General features: G+C 70.0%; 17 protein-coding genes, 1 pseudogene and 1 riboswitch. Of the genes and pseudogenes, 9 read left to right on the top strand and 9 right to left on the bottom strand.

Annotated elements, in window-relative coordinates:
* Window positions 1–62: 62 nt before the first annotated feature.
* Window positions 63–1,151 carry an N-formylglutamate amidohydrolase gene (locus ACWAT3_RS07820; protein WP_460797277.1) on the top strand — a complete coding sequence of 363 codons (1,089 nt, stop codon included), beginning with the start codon at window positions 63–65 and terminating at the stop codon, window positions 1,149–1,151.
* 53 nt (window positions 1,152–1,204) lie between these two features.
* Complete coding sequence (locus ACWAT3_RS07815; protein WP_460797275.1) at window positions 1,205–1,597, top strand: VOC family protein; 393 nt, start codon at window positions 1,205–1,207, stop codon at window positions 1,595–1,597.
* Between the two features lie 3 nt (window positions 1,598–1,600).
* On the opposite strand, the pseudogene ACWAT3_RS07810 reads toward ACWAT3_RS07815, so the two are convergent.
* Window positions 1,601–1,876, bottom strand: a pseudogene (locus ACWAT3_RS07810) (transposase); the annotation flags it as partial.
* A 65-nt stretch (window positions 1,877–1,941) separates the two neighbouring features.
* Complete coding sequence (locus tag ACWAT3_RS07805) at window positions 1,942–3,285, bottom strand: anaerobic C4-dicarboxylate transporter (RefSeq protein ID WP_460797273.1); 1,344 nt, start codon at window positions 3,283–3,285, stop codon at window positions 1,942–1,944.
* Between the two features lie 130 nt (window positions 3,286–3,415).
* Between ACWAT3_RS07805 and ACWAT3_RS07800 the strand changes: the two genes are divergently transcribed.
* Window positions 3,416–3,958: a phage holin family protein gene (locus tag ACWAT3_RS07800; protein ID WP_460797271.1), complete on the top strand. Its 543-nt coding sequence runs from the start codon at window positions 3,416–3,418 to the stop codon at window positions 3,956–3,958.
* Window positions 3,959–4,060: 102 nt separating this feature from the next.
* Here ACWAT3_RS07800 and ACWAT3_RS07795 read toward each other — a convergent pair whose 3' ends face one another.
* Window positions 4,061–4,942: a bifunctional methylenetetrahydrofolate dehydrogenase/methenyltetrahydrofolate cyclohydrolase gene (locus tag ACWAT3_RS07795; RefSeq protein ID WP_460797269.1), complete on the bottom strand. Its 882-nt coding sequence runs from the start codon at window positions 4,940–4,942 to the stop codon at window positions 4,061–4,063.
* On the bottom strand, window positions 4,939–6,213 hold the full coding sequence (glyA, locus tag ACWAT3_RS07790) for a serine hydroxymethyltransferase (protein ID WP_460797268.1): 1,275 nt from the start codon (window positions 6,211–6,213) through the stop codon (window positions 4,939–4,941). Before glyA ends, ACWAT3_RS07795 begins: the two co-directional genes overlap by 4 nt.
* 37 nt (window positions 6,214–6,250) lie before the next feature.
* Window positions 6,251–6,335: riboswitch (ZMP/ZTP riboswitch) on the bottom strand.
* A gap of 63 nt (window positions 6,336–6,398) precedes the next feature.
* Between glyA and ACWAT3_RS07785 the strand changes: the two genes are divergently transcribed.
* The 6 genes from ACWAT3_RS07785 (at window position 6,399) to ACWAT3_RS07760 (ending at window position 14,138) form a co-directional block, all read left to right on the top strand.
* Entirely contained in the window at window positions 6,399–7,898 is a 1,500-nt protein-coding gene (locus ACWAT3_RS07785; RefSeq protein WP_460797267.1) for a beta-N-acetylhexosaminidase, read from the top strand.
* Window positions 7,895–9,046: an N-acetylglucosamine-6-phosphate deacetylase gene (gene nagA / locus ACWAT3_RS07780; protein WP_460797265.1), complete on the top strand. Its 1,152-nt coding sequence runs from the start codon at window positions 7,895–7,897 to the stop codon at window positions 9,044–9,046. The genes ACWAT3_RS07785 and nagA overlap by 4 nt, the downstream gene beginning before the upstream one ends.
* A 390-nt stretch (window positions 9,047–9,436) precedes the next feature.
* Window positions 9,437–11,980 carry a sigma-70 family RNA polymerase sigma factor gene (locus ACWAT3_RS07775; RefSeq protein WP_460797263.1) on the top strand — a complete coding sequence of 848 codons (2,544 nt, stop codon included), beginning with the start codon at window positions 9,437–9,439 and terminating at the stop codon, window positions 11,978–11,980.
* Between the two features lie 9 nt (window positions 11,981–11,989).
* On the top strand, window positions 11,990–12,361 hold the full coding sequence (locus ACWAT3_RS07770; RefSeq protein WP_460797261.1) for a YrdB family protein: 372 nt from the start codon (window positions 11,990–11,992) through the stop codon (window positions 12,359–12,361).
* Window positions 12,358–13,716, top strand: coding sequence for an FAD-binding oxidoreductase (locus ACWAT3_RS07765; RefSeq protein ID WP_460797260.1), 1,359 nt, complete (start codon window positions 12,358–12,360; stop codon window positions 13,714–13,716). The genes ACWAT3_RS07770 and ACWAT3_RS07765 overlap by 4 nt, the downstream gene beginning before the upstream one ends.
* Window positions 13,713–14,138: an NUDIX hydrolase gene (locus ACWAT3_RS07760; RefSeq protein ID WP_460797258.1), complete on the top strand. Its 426-nt coding sequence runs from the start codon at window positions 13,713–13,715 to the stop codon at window positions 14,136–14,138. The genes ACWAT3_RS07765 and ACWAT3_RS07760 overlap by 4 nt, the downstream gene beginning before the upstream one ends.
* 18 nt (window positions 14,139–14,156) lie before the next feature.
* Here ACWAT3_RS07760 and nagB read toward each other — a convergent pair whose 3' ends face one another.
* The 5 genes from nagB to ACWAT3_RS07735 all read right to left on the bottom strand — a co-directional run bounded on the left by nagB (window position 14,157) and on the right by ACWAT3_RS07735 (window position 21,675).
* Window positions 14,157–14,936 carry a glucosamine-6-phosphate deaminase gene (gene nagB, locus ACWAT3_RS07755; RefSeq protein ID WP_460797257.1) on the bottom strand — a complete coding sequence of 260 codons (780 nt, stop codon included), beginning with the start codon at window positions 14,934–14,936 and terminating at the stop codon, window positions 14,157–14,159.
* The gene (locus ACWAT3_RS07750; RefSeq protein WP_460797743.1) at window positions 14,929–15,864 is read right to left on the bottom strand and encodes an ROK family protein; all 936 of its coding nucleotides are present in this window, start codon (window positions 15,862–15,864) and stop codon (window positions 14,929–14,931) included. Before ACWAT3_RS07750 ends, nagB begins: the two co-directional genes overlap by 8 nt.
* Window positions 15,865–15,958: 94 nt before the next feature.
* On the bottom strand, window positions 15,959–17,146 hold the full coding sequence (locus ACWAT3_RS07745; protein WP_460797255.1) for an ROK family transcriptional regulator: 1,188 nt from the start codon (window positions 17,144–17,146) through the stop codon (window positions 15,959–15,961).
* Between the two features lie 75 nt (window positions 17,147–17,221).
* Window positions 17,222–20,467, bottom strand: a complete 3,246-nt coding sequence (locus ACWAT3_RS07740; RefSeq protein ID WP_460797253.1) for a family 20 glycosylhydrolase — start codon at window positions 20,465–20,467, stop codon at window positions 17,222–17,224.
* Complete coding sequence (locus ACWAT3_RS07735) at window positions 20,458–21,675, bottom strand: alanine racemase (RefSeq protein ID WP_460797252.1); 1,218 nt, start codon at window positions 21,673–21,675, stop codon at window positions 20,458–20,460. Before ACWAT3_RS07735 ends, ACWAT3_RS07740 begins: the two co-directional genes overlap by 10 nt.
* Window positions 21,676–21,697 lie beyond the last annotated feature (22 nt).

Raw genomic sequence — 21,697 nt, 5'->3', positions numbered from 1 at the left:
CCTACCCCGGCATCCGCATCTCGCCCCTGTGGCACGGCGCCGGACGTCGCTAGCATGAGCGCATGGCCGCACTGGAGCTCATCCCCGCCGGAAAGACCTTCACCGAAGCCGAGATCGTCGTCTTCGCCGACGCCGATCGGCGCACGCTCGACGACGCGATCCGGGATGCCGATGTCCTGATCAGCTGCCCGCACGCGGGCGCTGCCATTCCCGCCGAGATCGCGGAGTTCCTCTCCCCCGCGCTGACCAGGCGTCTCCAGTACGACTTCACCGACGTCGCCACCGACGCGATCGTCCGCCGCTGGGCTGCGGAGGATCCCCGCGTCGTCGCGGTGCTGAATCCGCATCCGCGCCTGGTGCGCGATCCGAACAGGGCCAAACCCGCGGACGTCGCCGCCGACCTCACCGAGGCCATCGAACGCACGCGGTCGGCGGGCGCGTGGAAGAAGGTCGATCTCACCGGCGTCGACGCGATCCGCCCTGTGACGTTCTCGTTCCTCCCGATCCTGCAGGTTCCGGACACGGATGCCGGACTCCACGCCCTCGTCGATGCCTTCGTCGATGTGGCCGAGCGCGGCCTCGGCGTGTACGAGCGCATTCGCGACGATCTCACCGAGCGCTTCATCGCCGAGAAGCTGCGCACGGGAGACCGCTTCACACGACTGTCGTTCCACGACACCATGAACACCACGACGACGAAGGACGGGGCCGTGAACGTCCCGCGTGAGGCCAAGGATCGGCTGCCGGACGTCGTGGCGCTGTCCAACCGCGGCGACGCGCACGGCGAACAACGCGATCCTGCCGACCCGCCGACCATGGATCCCGCACGGCTGCGCATCCTCGCGGAGGCCCATCGTGCCGGGTTCGCGGTCCGGACCGCCGCCGATGTCGCACTGAACAAGCCCTACCTGGGCAGCCAGGAGATCCTCGCCGCCGGCATCCGCTTCCGCGAGCTCGCCGATCAGGCGCGGTCCGCCGGAGCGCACTTCGACGCGGTGCAGGCGGAGTTCCGGCGCGAGTTCCTCCTGGGGGATGCGGCCGTCGCCGAGCTGAACGAGCCGGGAACCGAGTGGATCACCGAGGACCCGTCGCACGTCGCCGACGTCGCGGCCTCCTGCCGTGCGTCGTGGGACCTCTACCGCGAGTTCTGACCTAGGACGTGTCTCCCAAACGGTCCGTTGGCGGTGTTGGGAGACTGTAGGGCGTGGCGGGGTTTCATCATGTCGAGGTGTGGATCGCGGATCTTGCGGAGGCTCGGGCGGAGTGGGGCTGGCTGCTTCGCGAGCTCGGCTTTGAGTGCGAGGGCGAGTGGCCCGAGGGCGAGTCGTGGGCCGCTGGTGGCGCTTATCTGACGCTCACGACCTCCCCGAATCTGTCCACGGTGGCGCACGATCGGAGGGCGCCTGGTGTGAACCATCTCGCGTTCAAGGCGGGCGCGCCTTCCCGGGTCGACGCGATTGTTGCTCGGGCGGAGAAGCATGGCTGGCGACCGTTGTATCAGGACCGGTATCCGCACGCGGGAGGCCCGGATCACTACGCCGGCTGGCTGGAGAACTCCGCCGGTTTCAAAGCAGAGGTCGTCGCCAGCGAGTCGTGATGATGCTCGCAGGTGGTGGCGGATTGCGCGGGACGAGTATGCCTTGTCGCCCCGCACCTGGTCAGGACGTGAACGCGGACGGCCCGGGCCGCGGCGCACGACCCGCAGATGGTGCATCAGGACGGGGAACATCGGAGAGTCGCCCGCTTGGCCGGGGCCGATCAAGACCACCAGCGGCAGCCCACGCCCGTCGACGAGCTGATGAATCTTCGTGCTCAACCCGCCACGCGACCGACCTATCGCGTGATCAGCCGGTTCCTCGCGCAGATTCGTGTAGTTCCCGACTCACTCAAGAATCATCCTGCGAGGCGACCTCGCGAATTAGGAGACACGACCTAGGCCGCTCATCCGCCCCAGAGCGCACCGAACGCGGCGCCGGCGCCGATCGTGGTCACCGCGAGGATGAGGGTCGGCAGGAAGAACGAGTGGTCGATGAGCTTCGTGCCGAGCTTGGTCGTGCCGGAGACGTCGAAGTTCGCCGCGGCGATCTGCGATCCGTTGGTCGGCAGCAGGTAGATACCGGCGAACGCGCCGGCCCACATGCCGCTGAGCACGCCGAGCGGGATGCCGGCGGCGAGCCCGATCGGCACGATCGTCCGCGTCGCGGTCGACTGGCTGGTGGTGAGCACGCAGACGAGGAAGACACCGAGCGCGAAGATCCAGGGCGCTGCCCCCACCAGCGCTCCGATGCTCTCGGAGATGAACTCGATGTGCGCGGAGAGGAAGGTGTCGGTCAACCACGCGAGGCCGAACAACGCGATCGCCGAGACCATACCGGCCTTGAACACCGTCGCGGTCGGCACCTCGCCGACCTTCGGACGCGACACGATCAGGATGAGCGTGCCGACGAGGAACATGATGATCTCGATGATCGGTGTCATGCCGACCGGATCGCCATCGGCATCCAGCGGACGGATGCCCTTGAACAGGCCGAACACCACGATCGCCAGCACGCCGAGGAGGAAGATGATGGCCGCGTTGCGTCCCGCCGTCGTCACCGTGACGTCTGCCTTGACCTCGGCCGCACCGGAGCGGGGAGGGGCGAGCGTGCCGGCGACGATCTTCGCCTGCACCTCCGGGTCGTCAGCGAGATCCTTGCCGAGCCGGTTCACGACCAGCGAGCTGAGCACGATGCCGACGATCGCCGCGGGGATCGTCACCTTCAGGATGTCGATGAGCTCGAAATCGTAGGGCGCGACGTCGGTCAGCGTCACCATCGCCGCCATCGCCGCCGAGACGGGGCTGCACGCCAGCGCGACACCGGTCGCGACGACCGAGAGCGAGAGCGGCCGGGACGGACGGATGCCGTTGCGGTACGAGAGGTCCTGGATCACCGGCAGCAGCGGATACAGGATGTTCGAGGTGCCGGCGCCCGCCGCGAAGAGGAATGAGACGAGCGGTGCCACGAGCGTGATCTGCTTCGGGTTGCGCGCGATGAGCTTCGCCGCGACCGAGACCATCCAGTCGATGCCGCCCGCGACCTGCATCATGGAGGCCGCGAGCACCACGGACAGCACGATGAGCAGTGCGTCGACGGGTGGCGACCCGGGCGAGAGCTGGAAGACGAACACGAGGATCGCGACGCCCGCACCGCCCCAGAGACCGAGCCCGACGCCGCTCGAGCGCGTGCCCATGATGATGCACCCCAGCACGACGAGCAGTTGCAGAACGAACAGGACGGCTTCCATCGGTGGCTCCTTCGCAGGCCAGGATTCGGCGTCAGACTATCGGTGCGCTTCACGGCGCGCCAGGGCGCGCTCCCGCGGCGCAGTCCGACCAGCGGTTCAGCGCGGCGCCAGAGTATGCGAACCTGGGCATATGAGGAACGGCATCATCCGCTTCGGCGCGCTCTACGTGTTCAACGTCGCAGTCCTGCTCATCATCGGGCTGGTCCTGCCGAGCGTGAGCGTCGGGTGGCACGCGCTCTGGGCATCCGTCATCCTGACGCTGGCGGCCCTGTTCATCAAGCCGCTGCTGAAGGGCGCGTTCCAGAAGTCGGCGGCGAAGTCCGCGGCCGATCGCACGAAGACCGGCGAGAAGGTCGTGCAGTACGCGCTCGTCTACGTGGTCGAGCTCATCATCTGGGTGCTGACCGTGTGGCTGAGCCCCGTCGGCGTCCACGGCTTCTTCTGGGGCTACGCCCTGCCGCCGCTGCTGCTCCTGCTCGGCTGGGTCATCTACGACCAGGTCGACGACGTCCTGCGACGCAAGGCGGGCGAGGTCTACGACAAGGTCTCCGGCGGCATGAAGTCGAAGGATGCCGCGGCATCCGCTTCCCGGCCGGAACCGGCAGCGCGTGTCGACGTCGAGCCCGACGACGGCCTGACGCCAGAGCAGCGCCGGATGCTCGACGAGCTGTAACCCCGGCATCCCGTTCCCGTACGTCGGACATGCGGAATGTCGGGGCAGATCCTGTGATCCGCCCCGACATTCGCGAGTTCTCCGACGCTGTGGCGCGACCGTTCAGCCGGCGAGTCGCTCCGCAGCCTCGACGACGTTGGTCATGAGCAGTGCGACGGTCATCGGACCAACGCCACCGGGGTTGGGCGAGATCCATCCGGCCACCGACGCGACGTCGGGGTGCACGTCGCCATGGACCTTGTTCTTGCCGGTCTCGGGATCCGTCTCGCGCGTGACGCCCACATCGAGCACAGCTGCTCCGGGCTTGACGTCCTCGGCACGGATCAGGTGCTTGACCCCCGCGCCGGCGACGATCACGTCGGCCTCGCGCAGGTAGGGCGCCATGTCGGGCGTCCCGGTGTGCACCTGCGTGACGGTCGCGTTGATGTCGCGGCGGGTGAGCAGCAGCCCCATCGGTCGGCCGATCGTCACACCGCGCCCGACGACGACGACGTGCTTGCCGTTGAGGTCGTAATCGTTGCGCAGCAGCAGCTCGATCACGCCGCGCGGCGTGCACGGCAGCGGCGTATGGATCGGGCTGTTGACGTTCAGCACCAGCCGGCCGAGATTCGTCGGGTGCAGTCCGTCTGCATCCTTGGCCGGGTCGATGCGCTCGAGGATCGCGTCAGTGTCGATGTGCTTCGGCAGCGGGAGCTGAACGATGTAGCCGTGACAGGAGGGGTCCGCGTTGAGCTCGTCGATCAGCGCTTCGACGTCGGCCTGCGTGGCGTCGGCTGGCAGTTCGCGCTGGATCGAGTTCATCCCGATCGCCTCGGACTGCCGGTGCTTCATCCCGACGTACAGCTGGGATGCCGGGTCGGCCCCGACGAGCACCGTGGCGATGCCGGGGACGATCCCCTTCTCTGCGAGCGCGGCGACACGCTCGGCCAGCTCCGCCTTGATCTGGGCGGATGCCGCCTTGCCGTCCAGGACGACAGCGGTCACTGGGTCAGCCCCGGGTAGAGCGGAAAGGCGGCGGCAAGCGCGTCGACGCGGGCCTTGAGGGCTGCCACATCGGCGCCGGGCAGCAGCGCCAGCGCGATGATGTCGGCGACCTCGGTGAACTCGGCATCCCCGAATCCGCGGGTCGCGAGCGCCGGCGTGCCGATGCGCAGACCCGAGGTGACCATCGGCGGACGCGGGTCGTTCGGGACCGCGTTGCGGTTGACCGTGATGTGGATGTCGTGCAGCAGGTCCTCGGCCTGCTTGCCGTCGATCTCGGCGTCGCGCAGGTCGACGAGGACGAGGTGCACGTCGGTGCCGCCGGAGCGGACCTTGATGCCGGCATCCTGAACGTCCTGACGCCCCAGGCGCTCGGCGAGCAGCGCGGCACCGCGGACGGTGCGCTCCTGGCGCTCCTTGAACTCCGGCGTGCCGGCGATCTTGAACGCGGTCGCCTTGGCGGCGATCACGTGCATGAGCGGGCCGCCCTGCTGACCGGGGAACACGGCCGAGTTGATCTTCTTCGCGAGGTCGGCGTCGTTGGTGAGGATGAAGCCGGAACGGGGCCCGCCGATGGTCTTGTGCACGGTCGAGGACACGACGTGCGCGTGCGGGACGGGGCTCGGGTGGACGCCGGCGGCGACGAGACCGGCGAAGTGCGCCATGTCGACCCAGAGGTACGCGCCCACCTCGTCGGCGATCTCGCGGAACGCGGCGAAGTCGAGCTGACGCGGGTATGCGGACCAGCCGGCGATGATGACCTTCGGCTTGTGCTCGATCGCCAGTCGACGAACCTCGGCCATGTCGACCAGCGAGGTCTCCGGGTCCACGCCGTACGCGACGATGTCGTAGAGACGACCGGAGAAGTTGATCTTCATGCCGTGCGTCAGGTGTCCGCCGTGGTCGAGCGACAGGCCGAGCAACGTGTCACCCGGGCGGGCGATGGCGTGCAGCACGGCGGCGTTGGCGGTCGCACCGGAGTGCGGCTGGACGTTCGCGAACTCCGAGCCGAACAGGCTCTTGGCGCGCTCGATGGCAAGGGACTCGGCGACGTCGACCTCTTCGCACCCGCCGTAGTAGCGGCGGCCGGGGTAGCCCTCGGCGTACTTGTTCGTGAGCACGGAGCCCTGCGACTGCAGCACAGAAACGGGCACGAAGTTCTCGGATGCGATCATCTCGAGGAAGCCCCGCTGGCGGTTCAGCTCGCGCTCGAGGACCTCGGCGATCTCAGGGTCGACTTCGGAAAGCGGTGCGTTGAAGTACGGGTCGGTCATGACGTGCTCCTGATCTCACGGTGGAAAGGGGTTGTTCCTGATCGGCCCAGGCGCGCGGTCGATTCCCATGAGAAGTCGCTCCCCGGTGGTAGTCCACCCAGACGCCAGTCGCGACGGTTCGAGCATAGCGGATCGGATCAGCCGCAACGCTTGGATGTCACGGCCCCCACCGGTAGGTTTTGTTCATGGTCCTTACTCTTGTACCGCTGCCCTCGTCCGTCGCGACCGGCCCCGGCGCGTTCGCTCTCACGCCCAGCACGCGCATCGTCATCGTCGACGGTGCGGATGCCGCGGCATCCGCCCTCTCCGACCACCTGGCCGAGCGCGTCGGAGTGCGGCCGGAGACCACCCGCAGCGAACCGGCCGCCGGCGACATCGTCCTGCGGGCCACGGGGGCCGATGGCGAGGGCTACCGGCTGGAGGTGACGGATCGGGTCGAGATCGCCGGTTCAGAGGCCGGGCTGTTCTACGGCATCCAGACCCTGCGCCAGCTGCTGCACGAGGAGGCCGGTGCGTGGACGATCGCCCAGGCATCGATCGCCGACGAACCGCGCTTCGCCTACCGCGGAGTGATGCTGGACGTGGCCAGAACCTTCTTCGACGTGGCGACGGTGAAGGCGTTCATCGACCGCGCCTCGTCGCTGAAGTTCAACCACCTGCACCTGCATCTCAGTGATGACCAGGGCTGGCGCCTGCAGATCGACAGCCGGCCGCTGCTGACCGAGAAGGCATCGGCGACGTCGGTGCTCGGCCGCCCTGGCGGCTTCTATTCGAAGGGCGACTTCCGCGAGATCGTCGACTACGCGGCCGCACGCCACATGGTGATCGTTCCCGAGATCGATCTGCCGGGGCACACGCATGCGATCGGCCTCGCGTACCCCGAGCTCGTCGAGCCGCCGGTGATGAACGACATGCTCCTCGCGCAGGCCGAGGCGCTCGGCCAGCCGCTGCCGGTCGCCGGAGAGCCGTATCAGGGCTGGGGCGTCGGGCACTCCTCGGTGCGCATCCATGACGAGGCGACGTGGGAGTTCCTCTGCGACGTGCTCGGCGAGGTCGCGGCACTGACACCCGGACCGTACCTGCACGTCGGCGGCGACGAGTGCCTCGGGACCGCGCCGACAGACTTCGATGCGTTCATCGAGCGCGTCACCGCATTGACCGTCGAGCTCGGGAAGACGCCGGTGGCATGGCACGAGGCGGGTTCCGCGGTCGTGGCCGAGGGCACGATCGGCCAGTTCTGGGGCAGCGACGACCCGACCGTCGAGCATGCGGCGCATGCGCTCCGGTTCGCCGAGCGGGGCGGGGCGGTCATCCTGTCCCCGTCCACGCGCGCGTACCTCGACATGAAGCCCTCGCCCGAGGATCCGCTCGGGCTGAGCTGGGCCGCGATCATCGACCTCGAGGCCGCGTACGGCTGGGAGCCGGATGCGATCGTGCCGGGGTTGGACGAGAGCGCGATCCTCGGCATCGAGGGGCCGCTGTGGTCCGAGACCATCGCCGCGCTCGCGGACATCGACCATCTGTTCTTCCCCCGCGCGGCGGCTCTGGCCGAGATCGCATGGTCACCGGCATCCGCCAAGGACTGGACCTCGTTCCGTGCGCGCGTCGATGCGCTCGGAACGGTGTGGGATGCCGAAGGATGGGGCGGGCAGCGCCCGGCCGAGATCGAGGGAAGCAGGCCATGACCGCAACCGTGATCCATTCCGCGCGACTGATCTCGCACGGAGTCGAGACCCAAGACGCCTGGGTCCGCTTCGAGGGCGGCGGCGTCGTGGAAACGGGAACCGGCACGACATGGACCGCCGCCGACACGGTCGTCGACGCGACGGAGGTCGCCGGTGCCGGTGCGGTGCTCACGCCGGGCTTCATCGACATCCATGGCCACGGCGGGGCCGGTGCGTCCTACGACGACGGTGCGGAGGCGATCCGCACCGCGCGTGCGCTGCATCGAGCGCACGGCACGACGCGCGCCGTGATCTCCCTGGTGACCGCGTCGGTCGACGACCTCGCCGCGCGGGTCGCCGGGATCGCCGAGCTGGCCGGGACGGATGCCGAGATCCTCGGTTCGCATCTCGAAGGCCCCTTCCTCGACCCCGGCCATCAGGGCGCTCACGAGCCATCACTGCTGCGGGCTCCGGATGCGGCGGATCTCCAGCGCCTGCTCGACGCCGGACGCGGAACCGTGCGCCAGGTCACGATCGCCCCCGAGCTCCCCGGCGGGCTCGACGCGATCCGGCGGATCGTGGGCGCCGGTGCGGTCGCGGCCGTCGGCCACACGGATGCGGATGCCAGGATCGCCGCTGCCGCCTTCGATGCGGGGGCCACGGTGCTCACGCACGCATTCAACGCGATGCGCGGCATCCACCACCGGGATCCGGGCCCTGTGCTGGCTGCGGCGGCGGACCGCCGCGTGGTGCTCGAGGCGATCGCCGACAACGTGCATCTCGATCCGCACGTGATCAAGCTGATCTTCGATGCGGCGCCGGAGCGCGTCGCCCTGGTGACGGATGCGATGGCCGCGGCCGGCAGCGCAGACGGCCGCTACGACCTGGGAGCTGTCAAGGTCACGGTGACGGATGGGATCGCCCGAACGGATGCGACGGGCTCGATCGCCGGATCGACGCTCACGCAGGATGCCGCGCTGCGCAACGCGGCGCAGGCAGGCGTTCCGCTCGCGGCCGCCGTTCGCGCTCTCACCGAAACGCCGGCATCCGTCATCGGGGAGGGCGACCGGCTCGGGCGCCTGGACCGAGGGATGCTCGCGGATGCCGTCCTGCTCGATGCGCGCCTGGGCGTGCGACGCGTCTGGGTGGCGGGTCGCCCGGCGGTCTGATCGGCGCGACGCGACTTCCGCGGAGCAGAGGGGAGGCCGCCGTGCCCCAGACAACGGCGGCCTCACTCCCTCCTGGACGAGCGGGCGGCTCGGGAACTCCTCCCCCGAGGGTCCCGAGCCCGCCCTGAGCCGACGCATTGCCCCGCGTCGGCACTGTGCGATCTCCGCCCCCCGGTGGTGATCGCGCAGCGTGCTCTGATGATGAGACGGACTGGGTGGCGATTCATCACGCGAATCGATGAACTTTTTCTGACATTTTTCCGAAGGCACCGGCAGAGAGTTGGCTCCGAGTTGTCCACAGGGCTGGTCAGGCTGGGAGAACGGGGTGAGAATGGAAAAGGCGCGTGATGGGGACCCGATTCACGCGTCTCTTCCTGTGGAGCCGACCCGATGCTCCACGAGATCTGGATGCCAGTGCTGAACGAGAACAACGACAACGCGCAGATCGCGGACGCCGATCTGATCCTGCGCACCCGGTCAGGCGACCGGCACGCCTTCGGCGAACTCTGGCGACGGCACTACCCGTCCGGTGTCGCCGTGGCCCGCTCGATCACCTCCACGCTCGATCCGGACGATCTCGTCCAGGAGTCGTATACGCGCATCTACAACGCGATCCTCAAGGGCGGCGGCCCGAACGGGTCGTTCCGCGCCTACCTCTTCACCAGCATCCGGAACACCGCGGCGGGCTGGGGCAAAGCGCGTCGCGAGACCGCCATCGACGAGATGGATGCCGTCGCCGACCCGGACACGACCGAGCAGGCAGCCGATGACGCCCTCGACCGCGGCCTGACCGCGAAGGCCTTCCGCAGCCTCCCCTCCCGTTGGCAGGAGGTGCTCTGGTACACCGAGATCGAGCAGATGAAGCCGGCCGAGGTCGCTCCGCTGCTCGGGATGAAGGCCGGTGCCGTCGCCCAGCTCGCCTTCCGCGCACGCGAGGGTCTGCGCGAGGCGTGGATCCAGGCGCACCTGCGCAGCGCGGCCCCCGGTTCGGAATGTCAGTGGAGCATCGAGCACATGGGAGCCCACTCGCGGGGCAACCTCAGCACCCGCGACCAGAAACGCTTTGACGCGCACCTTTCGGACTGTGCACGGTGCATGATCGTCGTCGCCGAGGCGAAGGACGTCTCCGACCGCCTGGCGATGGTGTTGCTGCCGCTCGTGCTCGGCATCACGGGCGCGACCGGTTATCTGGCGACGCTGCAGGGCGGCGGCGCCCCGATCGTCGCACTCGCGGCGATGCCGTCCAGTGTCGTCGAAGGCGCTGTCGTGGTCTCCGGAACCGGGGGCGCCGCGATGGCCGGCGCCGCAGCCGGATCAGGTTCGACCGGAGGTACGGGCGGTGCCGGTGGAGGCGCCGGAGCTGCCGGAGGCGCTGCGAGCGGCGGAGGCGCCGCGGGAGTGACGGCGGGAGCGGTCACCGGCATCGGCGCACTGGTCGGCGTCGGGTCCGCCGCGCTGATCGTGGCCGGCGTCGTCGCGGCAGCCGCGATCATCCCCGGCTTGACGAGTTCGTCGGCGGTGACCAGCCTTCCAAGCGCCAGCCAGGTCGACGAATCGCCCTCGATCCCGGCCGAGGTCGGCCCGGATGAGAAGCTCGAGGCGCTGAGCCACGAGCCGCTGGTGATCGACGAGCCGGTCGAGGACGAGGATGCCGGTGACGAACCGGGCCCGGAGTCCGACCTGATCGTGGAGGCGCCGCTGTCGCCGCCCGTCGTGTCTGCGCCTGGAGACTCGGGTTCGGGCGGTTCCGGTTCGGGCGGCGATACGGCGCCCGAGCAGCCCGCCGCTCCCATTGATCCGCCAGAAGGCCCCGTAGCCCCGGCGCCAGAGCCTTCGGAAACGCCGGCGCCAACGCCAACGCCAAGCGCGCTTCCAGAGCCGATGCCAACGCCGACCCGGACTCCAGAGCCGACGCCCACTCCGAGCGCGCTTCCAGAGCCGACGCCAACGCCGACCCCGACGCCGACCCCTACGCCGACTCCGGAGCCAACGGCCACACCAACGCCACATCCGACTCCGACGCCGACTCCGACTCCGACTCCAACCCCGACCCCGACTCCAACCCCGACCCCGACCCCGACTCCGACCGAAAGCCCCACGCCCCCGGGACCTGGTGACGGCAACGACGGTGCTGGAGGTACGGAGGGCACGGCCGACCCTGACGCCGACGCCGACGCCGACGCCGACGCCGACGCGGGAGCAGACTCCGATACCGGAGCAGACAGCAACGCAGGCAGCGCGGCGGACACCGACGCAGGAGCAGACCCGGACGCAGGCACTGGAACAGACACCGACACCGGAGCGAGCAGCGACGCTGACAGCACCGCAGACACCGACGCAGGAGCAGACAGCGACACCGGAGCAGACTCCGACACCGGAGCAGACTCCGACACCGGAGCAGACAGCGACACCGGAGCAGACAGCGACACCGGAGCAGACTCCGACACCGGAGCAGACAGCGACACCGGAGCAGACAGCGACACCGGAGCAGACAGCGACACCGGAGCAGACAGCGACACCGGAGCAGACTCCGACACCGGAGCAGACAGCGACACCGGAGCAGACAGCGACACCGGAGCAGACAGCGACACCGACGCCACCGCGGACCCCGATGACCCGTCGATTCCGACCACACCACCCGTGATCGAAAGCGTCCACGAATGGAAAGATGGGGGCGCGCTCTACGTGACCGTTCAGATCTCCGGTGTGCCGGGCGCAACGGTCGAGCCAATGCTCGATAGCCGCTTCGATGAAGGCGATCAATTCGTGTTCGACGACGCAGGATCAGGATCAATCACGATCGAGTTCTATCGCTCGTCTGACATGAGCACGACGCTCACCCTCCGGTATCGACTCGCAGACGGGTCAGAAGGCCCCTCGATGTCGACGACCCTGCAAGAGCTGCGGGATCGTGCATCCGCACCCGCCGAATAGACTGGGAGCATGACCCAGGAGACACCGGCCGAACCGGGCGTGAACCGCCCGAACGTCACCCCGCTCGACATCATCCGGGTCGTCGTCCTGCTCGCCGCTCTCGCCTCGCTCGCGATCTGGGGCCTGGCGACGTGGGACATGCCGTGGAACATCGTCGTCGGAATCGCGGCCCCCGTGGTGGTACTGCTCGTGTGGGCGCTGTTCCTCTCCCCGCGACCCGTCGTGCGCCTGCATCCTTTCCTGCGTGCAGCCGTCGAACTCCTGCTCTACGTCGGCGTGACCATCGCGTGGTGGTCGATGGGTGAAGCCGTGATCGGTTCGATCTTCGCGGTGATCGCCATCGCCGCAGGTGTGATTGCCGGGCGGCGAACCCTGGCATGAGCGCACTCGCGGCGCTGCGCGCAGCACTCGGCGACATCGTCGACGTGACCGACGCAGCGTTGGAGGCCGCCCGCGCGGATCGCTCAGGGCACGTCGCCGCTGGGCGCCCCCTCGCCGTCGTGCACGCCGAGTCGATCGAGCACGTCCAGCAGACGATGCGCATCGCGACCGAGACGCGCACACCCGTCGTCGTCCGCGGCGCCGGCACCGGACTCGCCGGAGCCGCGAACGCGGGCGACGGCGAGATCGTGCTGTCCATGCGCCGCATGACCCGGATCCATGAGATCCGACCCGATGACCTTCTCGCGGTCGTCGAACCCGGCATCCTGAACGCCGAGCTGAACGCCGCCCTCGCCGCGCACGGAGTCTGGTGGGCACCGGATCCGGCCAGCCGCGACATCTCGACCGTCGGCGGCAACATCGCCACGGGTGCCGGCGGGCTGCTCTGCGCGAAGTACGGCGTCGTCCGTGACGCCGTACTCGGCATCGACCTGGTGCTCGCCGACGGACGCCTCCTGCGCCTCGGGCACCGCACCGTCAAGGGCGTCACCGGTCTCGATCTCACCTCCCTCGTGATCGGCTCGGAGGGCATCCTCGGCGTCGTCGTCGGCGCGACGCTCAAGCTGCGCCGCCTCGTCCCGGGCACCACATGCACGATCGCCGCGGTCTTCCCGGATGTGCGGGCGGCGGCCACGGCATCCGCTGCCGTCACGGCCGCCGGCCTCCAGCCCGCGATCATGGAGCTGATGGATGCCGCGGCCCTCGCCGCCGTGCACCGGCTGCTCGCGCTCCCGGCGCCCCAGCCGAATGCTGCGCAGCTGACCATCCAGACCGACGGACCCGCCGCGCAGGAGGAAGCGACGCTGATCGCCGAGATCCTCACCCGGCACGGCGGGGCGACAGTCGTATCCGACGACCCGGCAGAGGGCGAGCGGCTGCTGGCGATCCGCCGCTCCATGCACGCCGCCATGGCCGCGCTCGGCACGACGCTCATCGAAGACGTCTCTGTGCCCCGCAGCGCACTGCCGGCGATGTTCGACGAGATCGCCCGGATCGAAGCCGCCTACGGCCTGACGATCCCGACCGTCGCGCACGCCGGTGACGGCAACCTGCACCCGAACTTCATCTTCGACGGTCCCGAAGTCCCCGAGCCCGTGTGGCGGGCAGCCGATGAGCTGTTCCGCGCCGCGATCGGGCTCGGCGGCACGCTCACCGGAGAGCACGGCATCGGCAGCCTGAAGAGCCGTTGGCTCGCCGAGGAGCTCGGCGACGATCAGTGGCGGCTGCAGCGCGAGATCGTCCGCGTGTTCGACCCGGCCGGCATCCTCAACCCAGGGAAGGTGTTCACCCCATGAACGACATCCACGTGAGCGCTGCGATCATCCGGGATTCCGACGATCGTGTGCTCGTGGTGCGCAAGCACGGCACGGTGCGGTTCATGCAGCCCGGCGGCAAGCCGGAGGCCGGCGAGAACCCCGCGCAGACGCTCACCCGCGAGCTCGAGGAGGAGCTCGGCCTCGTCGTCGCGGAAGCCGACCTCACTCCTCTGGGCCGGTTCATCTCGGATGCCGCGAACGAGCCGGGTCACCGCGTCGTCGCGACCGCCTTCGCGATGCGCGCCGAACCTGACGACGTCGCGGTCCGGGCAGAGCTCGCCGAACTGCGCTGGATCACCCCGGCCGATGTCGACACTCTGCCTCTGGCTCCGCTGAGCGTCGAGCATCTGCTCCCGCTCGCGTGGCCGGATGCTGAAGCGCCCGCCTCGGCATCCGCCTGATCGAGGCGGAGCCTTCGCTCAGATCCCCTGCCAGGCCGGCTTGTTCGCGAACGTGTACCGGTAGTAGTCCGCGAGCTTCAGCTTCGACGCCGCTGCCTCGTCGACGACCACCGTCGCGTGCGCGTGCAGCTGGATCGCCGAGCCGGGCAGGAACGCCGAGAGCGGCCCCTCCACGGCATCCGCGACGGCCTGCGCCTTGCTCTCGCCGAACGCGAGCAGCACGAGGTGACGTGCCTGCAGGATCGTGCCGAGCCCCTGCGTGATGCAGTGCATCGGGACGTCGTCGATCGAATCGAAAAAGCGCGCGTTGTCGGCACGCGTCTGCTGCGTGAGCGTCTTGACCCGCGTGCGCGACGCGAACGACGACCCCGGCTCGTTGAAGCCGATGTGCCCGTCCGTCCCGATCCCGAGGATCTGCAGATCCACCCCGCCAGCTTCCGCGATCGCCGCCTCGTAGTCGGCACCCGCGCGCTCGATCCCGGCGGCAGCCCCGTTGGGGACGTGGATGCGGCGCGGATCCAGTCCGAGCGGCTCGACGACTTCGCGGGTGATGACCGAACGGTAGCTCTCCGGATGCACCGGGTCCAGACCGACGTACTCGTCGAGCGCGAAGCCGCGCACCTGTGAGAGGTCGACGCCGCCGACCCTGCTCTGCAGCGCCTCGTACACCGGCAACGGGGTCGACCCGGTGGCGAGCCCCAGCACCGCGGACGGGCGCGCTGCGATGAGCGCGACGATCTCGTCCGCGACGAGCGCTCCCGCTGCCGCGCTGTTCTCGACGATGACGACTTCAGCCATGGGTCACGATCTCCTTGTCGACAGGTGCGGAATCGGATGCCGCGACCAGCGCGGCACCGAGGGCTGCGGCCGGTGAGCCGCTCGGCAGCAGCTCGATCCGCTTATCCAGACGGAGCGAGCGCATGAACGCCGACCCGTCGGCTTCGCGACGCAGCGCCGCGATGATGTCGGCGTGCAGCCGCTCGCCGAGGGCGGTGAGCCCGCCGCCGATGACGACGGTCTCGACATCCACCGAGAGCACGAGGATGCGCACCGCGGCGGCGGCTCCCCGCGCGAGATCCGCGCGCAACGAGAGCGCAAGGGGGTCGCCGGCGTCCGCTGCGTCGAAGATGTCGCGGACTGGAAGGGCCCCCGGCCTCCCCCACGCCTTCGCCAGCGCACCGCCGCCGCACAGCGTCTCGACGCAGCCGCGCTGACCGCAGCCGCACATCCGTCCGCCTGGGTCGACGCTGATGTGCCCGACCTCGCCGGCCGTGCCGTGCGCTCCGCGCCAGATCTTCCCGTCCGCGACGATACCGGCGGCGACGCCCGTTCCGAGATTGAGATAGGCCATCGATGCGCCATCGCCGCGAAGCGCTGCCGCCCCGAGCGCGGCCGCCTTGACATCGTTCTCGACCGCGATCGGCACGTTCAGCATCCGGCCGGCGCGTGCCGCGATGTCGAGCGACTCGACCCCGAGGTTCACCGCATGCAGGACGCGGCCTGTACCGGCTTCGACCAGGCCGGGGATGCCGACGCCGACGGACTCGAGCTCGGTCGCTGCGAGTCCCGCCTCCTGCACGACGGACTCGACGCTGGCCAGGATGCTGGTGATGACGGCGTCATCGCCCCACCCGGTGGGGCGGCGCACGCGCGCGACGATCTCGCCGTCGGCCGTCACCGCCACGGCATCCGTCTTCGTCCCGCCGACGTCCAGGCCCACTCGGATCGACCGACCGGTCCGGTCGGTGCTCACGCGCGCGCCCATCAGCGGACGCTGTCCAGTTCGACGACCGGGAGGGACGAAGCGCGCGAAACGCGCATCACGAGACGCCCAGCTGACCGGACAGCACCATGACGGCCGTCCCGCGCAGCACGATGTCGTCCTGCGTCGTGAGGCGGATCACGACGTCATCGAAGACGCCGTCCAGGGTACGCGCGCGCAGCGTCGCGGTGGCCGCGTCGAAGAAGGTCTCATCCAGCAGCTCCGCGGGTCCGGACAGGACGATCTCGGAGAGGTCGAGCGCGCTGACGATCGGCGCGATCGCCACCGCCATCCGCGTCCCGGCATCGCGCAGCAGTTCTTCGCGGGACTCGGGCGCCTCGGCGATCGCCGCGGCGAGACGGCTGCCGCTGAGCCAGGCCTCCAGGCATCCGTCCTTGCCGCACACGCACCGAGGCCCACCGTCCGTGCCGACCACGACGTGCCCGATCTCGCCGGCCGCGAAGCGGCTGCCGAGCAGCGGCTGACTGCCGGTGATCAGTCCGGCACCGACACCGCGGCCGATCTTGATCAGCATGACGTCGGACTGCGCTTCGCCGAACGTGTACTCGGCGAGAACGGCGGCATTGGCGTCATTGCGCGCCGTCACCGGCAAGTCGAGATCCAGCCCGAGACGCGCCTCCAGCGGGAAGTTCGTCCAGCCGAGGTTCGGCGACTCGATCACGACGCCGTCGGGGCGCACGATGCCCGGCGTTCCGACGCCGACGCCCAGCAGCGTGGTCGTGGCTGCGGCCTTCAGCTGCCGCGCGAGATCGAGCAGCGCCTCGTAGGTCGCCGTCCCATCCGGCTGGGCAGGGCGCGGTACTTCACGACGCTCGATCACTTCGCCGTCGAGACTGAGCACGGCACCGAGGAAGGCCTCGGGCCCTGACAGGTCGAGTCCGATGATCTGGTGGCCGTCGCGGTCGATGTCGATGAGGATCGGCGGCTTGCCAGGGCCAGCAGTCTCGCGGATGCCCTTCTCCACGACGATGCCGTCGGCGATGAACTCCGAGACCAGGTCGGAGATCGTGACGCGGGTGAGGCCCGTCCCCCTGGACAGGTCAGCGCGGCTCATGGCGCCCGCGTGATAGAGCGTCTGCAGGACGAGGGCACGGTTGTGTCCGCGTGCGTGCTCGGGGAGCACCTTGGAGCGCGAGCGGAGGTGCCGGGCGCCGGCGAATCCGTGCGCGCTCGCACCGGTGTACTCGGCCGTGGCCGGCACACGTGTCTCATCCGATTCGGACATGTTTGTTAGTAGACCTTACGAACACGGTGTTGCGCAACCTCTGCGCAGGCGGCTGGATGGAGGGTTACCGAAACGTTACCCACGGCTGGGAGCCCCCGCTCCCCCGTGAGATCCCAGCCCGGCGACGAGATCGGCGACGATCCGCCGACGATCGTCAACGCTCATCGGCTTGCCCGGGACGCCGGGGCGGCGCTGATCCGGAGCAGGTCCGTCGAGGGGACGATACCGCACCCCCATCGCCGCGAGACGCCGCAGCTGCACGGGCAGGCGATGCGCGAAATCATCCCACGCTCCTGGCTCGCCGCCCGACCACAGCCGCTCCGCGATCGCCGACAGGCGGGGGAACATCGCGTAGTCGACGCGATCGCTGCTCGGCAGGTGCTCGGTCCACGTGTTCGCCTGACCGCCGAGCGCTCTGTCATCGATGCGCAGCGTGTAGGCGTGCTCGATGGTCAGCGGCGGGCCGACCGGTACCGGTTCGTCCGCGGATTCGGACTGGCGGTAGTCCAGGTAGACCTCCAGATCAGGGCAGGCGATGACCGGGATGCCGCGGTCCAGCGCCTCCCGCATGGCCACGGGACCGCGCCAGGCGAGGATCTCGACGCCCTCGGGGACGTCGCCCTCGAGCACCTCGTCCCAGGCGAGCGCGGCGCGCCCTCGCGAGCGCACGTGGGCCGCGAGCTGCGCGGTGAACCAGGGCTGGATCTCCGCCGGGGAGGCGAGGCCCAGCTCCTGCATCCGCGCGCCAGCGGCGGCGCTGTGCGCCCATTCGGTGACCGGTACCTCGTCACCGCCGATGCCGATCCAGGGCGAATCGAACACGTCGCACAGCGCGTCGATCGCCGCGCGCCCGAACGAGAGCGACGGCTCGGTCGGCGCGAGCGTCCTGGCATTGACGCCGAATCGCTCCCAGGGCCCGTCGACGGCATCCGACGCATCCGTGTTGCCGAGTTCGGGATACGCGGCGAGCGCAGCCTGCACGTGACCGGGGAGTTCGACCTCGGGGACGAGCGTGATGAACCGCTCGGCGGCGTACCGCACCAGGTCGCGCAGCTCGGCGGTCGTGTAATGCCCCTCGTGCACGCCGGGTTCGACGGTCGCGAGCGGACCGTGCCCGCGCTGGGTCGCCGCGCGCCGCGCCCCCACCTCGGTGAGCCGCGGGAAGCCGGGCACCTCGAATCGCCAGCCCTGGTCGTCGGTCAGATGCAGGTGCAGGATGTTCAGCTGATGCGCGGCGAGCACATCGATGAGGCGGCGGATGTCGCTGGCCGGACGGAAGTGCCGTGCGACGTCGAGCATCGCTCCTCGCCAGCCGAACGCGGGTGCGCTGCGCCACCGCCCGGAGGGCAGCCGCGCGCCGGCAGTGCCTTCCGGCGGCAGGAGCTGCCGCAGCGCCATGACGCCACGGAACGCGCCGACGGCATCGGCCGCGTGCACCGCGATGCGCGCCGCGTCGACCTCGATGCGGAACGACTCGGGGGCGCGCTCCTCGGGGTCGCGGACGAGCGCGATGATCCCGGCATCCGGATCCGCGCTCTCGCGCAGCCACAGAACCTCGCGGAGCCGATCGGCGACAGCGGAGAACTCTGCGGGGGCGTCGATGCGAGCGCCGGAATCGACGACGAACGGCGGCTTCTGCGCGTCGATGTCGGCGTCGAGCAGCGGGACCGTCGCACGATGCGCCGGGGGCGTCGCGCGCAGGGCCGCACCGGGTGTCCGGCCGGTCGGCTCGCCTCCTTCGAGGACGGGCACGCCGCTGACGAGCACCTCGATGATGCCGACCGGCTCGGCCCGGGGGTCATCGAACGTCGCGCCGGCCGCGACCCGCTGCGGGTCGAAGAGCACCAGGTCGGCCGTCGCTCCGGGGCGGATGACGCCGCGCGGCGCATCGCCCCGGTCGAGCCCAAGGCGTCGGGCCGGCGTCGCCGACAGGTGCTGCACGGCATCCTCGAGACCGAGCACTCCGAGCTCGCGGACGTAGCGACCGAGGTAGTGCGCGAACGTCCCGTATCCGCGCGGGTGCGGCTTGTCGCCGATGAGGATGCCGTCGCTGCCGCCGCTGTGCCGCGGATGCCGCATGATCTCCCGGACGTTCTGCTCGTCGCCGATGTGCATCAGGATGCCGGTGGCCGCGGCATCCCGCACGACGACGTCGAGCACGATGTCGACCGGCCGACGCCCGAGGGACTGCGCGATCTCGTCGACGCGACGTCCGACGAGCCCGGCCAGGGCGGGGTCGCCGACGCCGGAGATCTCGATCGTCGACCAGTCGGCGCGTTCGCCGTGGAAGCCGTCGCAGCCGAGGTCCTCCAGTTCGACGCGCACCTGTTCGCGGCCGGATGCGTCCAGTGCCGCGACGGCGGCGACGAGGTCGCCACCGGAGGCGAGCCTGCTGGGCAGCAGCGCGGCGAGCGTCGTCGCGCCGGGGAGGTAGGGGTACGTGTCGAGGGTCACGTCCACGCCGTCCGCGATCGCGTCGTCGATCAGGGCGATCAGCTCCGCGGCGCGCCCGCGGTTCGGTGCGAAGTTCATGGTCGCGTGGGTGAGGTGGATCGGGCACCCGGTCCGCCGTCCGATGTCGAGCACCTCCTGGTATGCGTCCAGCGCGGCGGCGCCGTAGCTGCGAGTGTGCGGAGCCCAGTAGCCGCCGCGCTCGGCGACGACCCGGCACAGCGCCTCGAGCTCGGCGGTCGACGCGTGCATGCCCGGCGTGTACGTCAGCCCGCTGGACATGCCGAAGGCACCGGCGTCCAGTGCCGCATCCAGCAGCTCCGCCATGCGCGCGAGCTCGTGCGGTTCGGCTGCACGGGCCTCATGCCCGATGACCATCATGCGCAGATTGCCCTGCGGGACCAGGACCGCGACGTTCGCCGCGGTGGCGGCGTCGATCGCGGTCAGGAACTCGGCTATGGACCGCCACGGGATCTCGGCCGGTCCGTTCCAGCCGGCGATCTGGGCGGGGATCAGCGCGGCGGATCGCTCGTCCAGCGGCGCGTACCCGAGCCCGTCCTGACCCACGACCTCGCAGGTCACGCCCTGCCGGATCTTGGCCGTGTGCTCCGCTCCGCGGAGCACGGCGAGGTCGCTGTGGGCATGCATGTCGATGAAACCAGGGGCGAGCACGAGCCCGGCGGCATCGATGTCGACGGCCCCCTCCGGCAGCAGGAAGTCCGCGTCGTCCGCGGTCCGGATGCCGACGACGCGCGCGCCTTCGACGGCGACGTCCGCGGTGTACCGCGGAGACCCGGTGCCGTCGATGACGCTCGCACCGCGGTACAGCCGCACCCGACCGGCCGCCGCGTGCTCAGCGCTCAGAAGCACGTCGCCACGGCCCCGATCACGCGCGGATCGTCCGCGTCAGGATCATCGATCACCGGAATCACCCGCCACTTGTCGAACGCCGTGCACGGGTGCGACAGCCCGAGACGCACGACGTCCCCGACACTCACCTCGTCCGCCTCGTCGAGCGCGAGGAACGCGTGCTGGTCGTTCAGCGCGGTGACCCTCCCCGCGACCGACTGCGGCACGGGCAGGTCGATGTCGAACGGGACGTCGCGGCGTCCGGCATCCAGCAGCGCGAGCCGTGGTTCCGGGTGCGAGACGACGCGCGCCCAGGCGTGCATCGCAGATCGCAGCGGCACTGTCGGCAGCGCAGCGCCGAACGGGGACATCCGCGTGTAGAAGCCGTCGTCGTGGATCTGGAATGCGCCGGAGCGGAGCACGACGTCTGCGTCTGCACGATGCGGAGCGAGCACGGCCGCTGCACGGTCGGGGAACGAGCTGCCGCCGGCGGACAGCACGGGCCGCATGCCTTCCGGGTACGTCAGCCGCTCGTGCAGGTCGACGAGAGTCTGCAGATAGGCATCGACGGCGGCGACGGATGCCGGGGTCCGATCGGGCCCGAACGGACCCTCGTATCCGGCGACGCCCGCGAGCCGCAGCCCGGGCGCGTGCGACACGGCCGCGGCGATGCGCTCGCCCTCGGCGACCGTGCGGGCGCCCGTGCGGCCGCCCCCGCCGCCCATCTCCACCAGCACGTCGAGCGGATGCGCGGGATCGGTGGCCGCGTCGGCGAGGATCGCGACGGTCGCCTCCGCATCCGCCCAGCAGAGGATGCGCAGGTCGTCGTGCTGAGCGAGCAGGTCCGCCAGGCGGGCGGCGGCCGCGGCATCCGTCAGCCCGTTGGCGATCAGCACCGTGCGCACGCCGGCTTCCACAGCGACGCCCGCCTGCCACGGCGTCGCGACCGAGATGCCCCACGCGCCGGCATCCAGCAGGCGCTGCCACAGGGCGGGCGCCATGGTCGTCTTGCCGTGCGGCGCGAGTCGGATGCCGAGATCTTCGGCCCAGTCGAACACGGTCTTCTCGTTGTGCGACAGTGCATCCTCATGGAGCGTCATCACGGGCGTCGAGAACTCGGACAGCCGGAATCCGGCATCCGGAACCTCCGACAGACGAAGCCCGTGGGCGCGAGCGGGAAAGGCCTTGGCCCAGGGGCCGAGCACGGGGTCCGGAATTTGTAGAGGCACCTAACAAGGCTACTAGGCTTGA

Source organism: Microbacterium sp. GXF0217, from assembly GCF_054798195.1.
This window is presented reverse-complemented; position numbering and strand designations above follow the sequence as displayed.

Excerpts from the sequence above, each read along its gene's own strand:
- ACWAT3_RS07820 (WP_460797277.1), top strand. The coding sequence starts at position 63 with ATGGCCGCACTGGAGCTCATCCCCGCCGGAAAGACCTTCACCGAAGCC.
- ACWAT3_RS07805 (WP_460797273.1), bottom strand. The coding sequence starts at position 3,285 with ATGGAAGCCGTCCTGTTCGTTCTGCAACTGCTCGTCGTGCTGGGGTGC.
- ACWAT3_RS07800 (WP_460797271.1), top strand. The coding sequence starts at position 3,416 with ATGAGGAACGGCATCATCCGCTTCGGCGCGCTCTACGTGTTCAACGTC.
- glyA (WP_460797268.1), bottom strand. The coding sequence starts at position 6,213 with ATGACCGACCCGTACTTCAACGCACCGCTTTCCGAAGTCGACCCTGAG.
- ACWAT3_RS07785 (WP_460797267.1), top strand. The coding sequence starts at position 6,399 with ATGGTCCTTACTCTTGTACCGCTGCCCTCGTCCGTCGCGACCGGCCCC.
- nagA (WP_460797265.1), top strand. The coding sequence starts at position 7,895 with ATGACCGCAACCGTGATCCATTCCGCGCGACTGATCTCGCACGGAGTC.
- ACWAT3_RS07775 (WP_460797263.1), top strand. The coding sequence starts at position 9,437 with ATGCTCCACGAGATCTGGATGCCAGTGCTGAACGAGAACAACGACAAC.
- ACWAT3_RS07770 (WP_460797261.1), top strand. The coding sequence starts at position 11,990 with ATGACCCAGGAGACACCGGCCGAACCGGGCGTGAACCGCCCGAACGTC.
- ACWAT3_RS07765 (WP_460797260.1), top strand. The coding sequence starts at position 12,358 with ATGAGCGCACTCGCGGCGCTGCGCGCAGCACTCGGCGACATCGTCGAC.
- ACWAT3_RS07760 (WP_460797258.1), top strand. The coding sequence starts at position 13,713 with ATGAACGACATCCACGTGAGCGCTGCGATCATCCGGGATTCCGACGAT.
- nagB (WP_460797257.1), bottom strand. The coding sequence starts at position 14,936 with ATGGCTGAAGTCGTCATCGTCGAGAACAGCGCGGCAGCGGGAGCGCTC.
- ACWAT3_RS07745 (WP_460797255.1), bottom strand. The coding sequence starts at position 17,146 with ATGTCCGAATCGGATGAGACACGTGTGCCGGCCACGGCCGAGTACACC.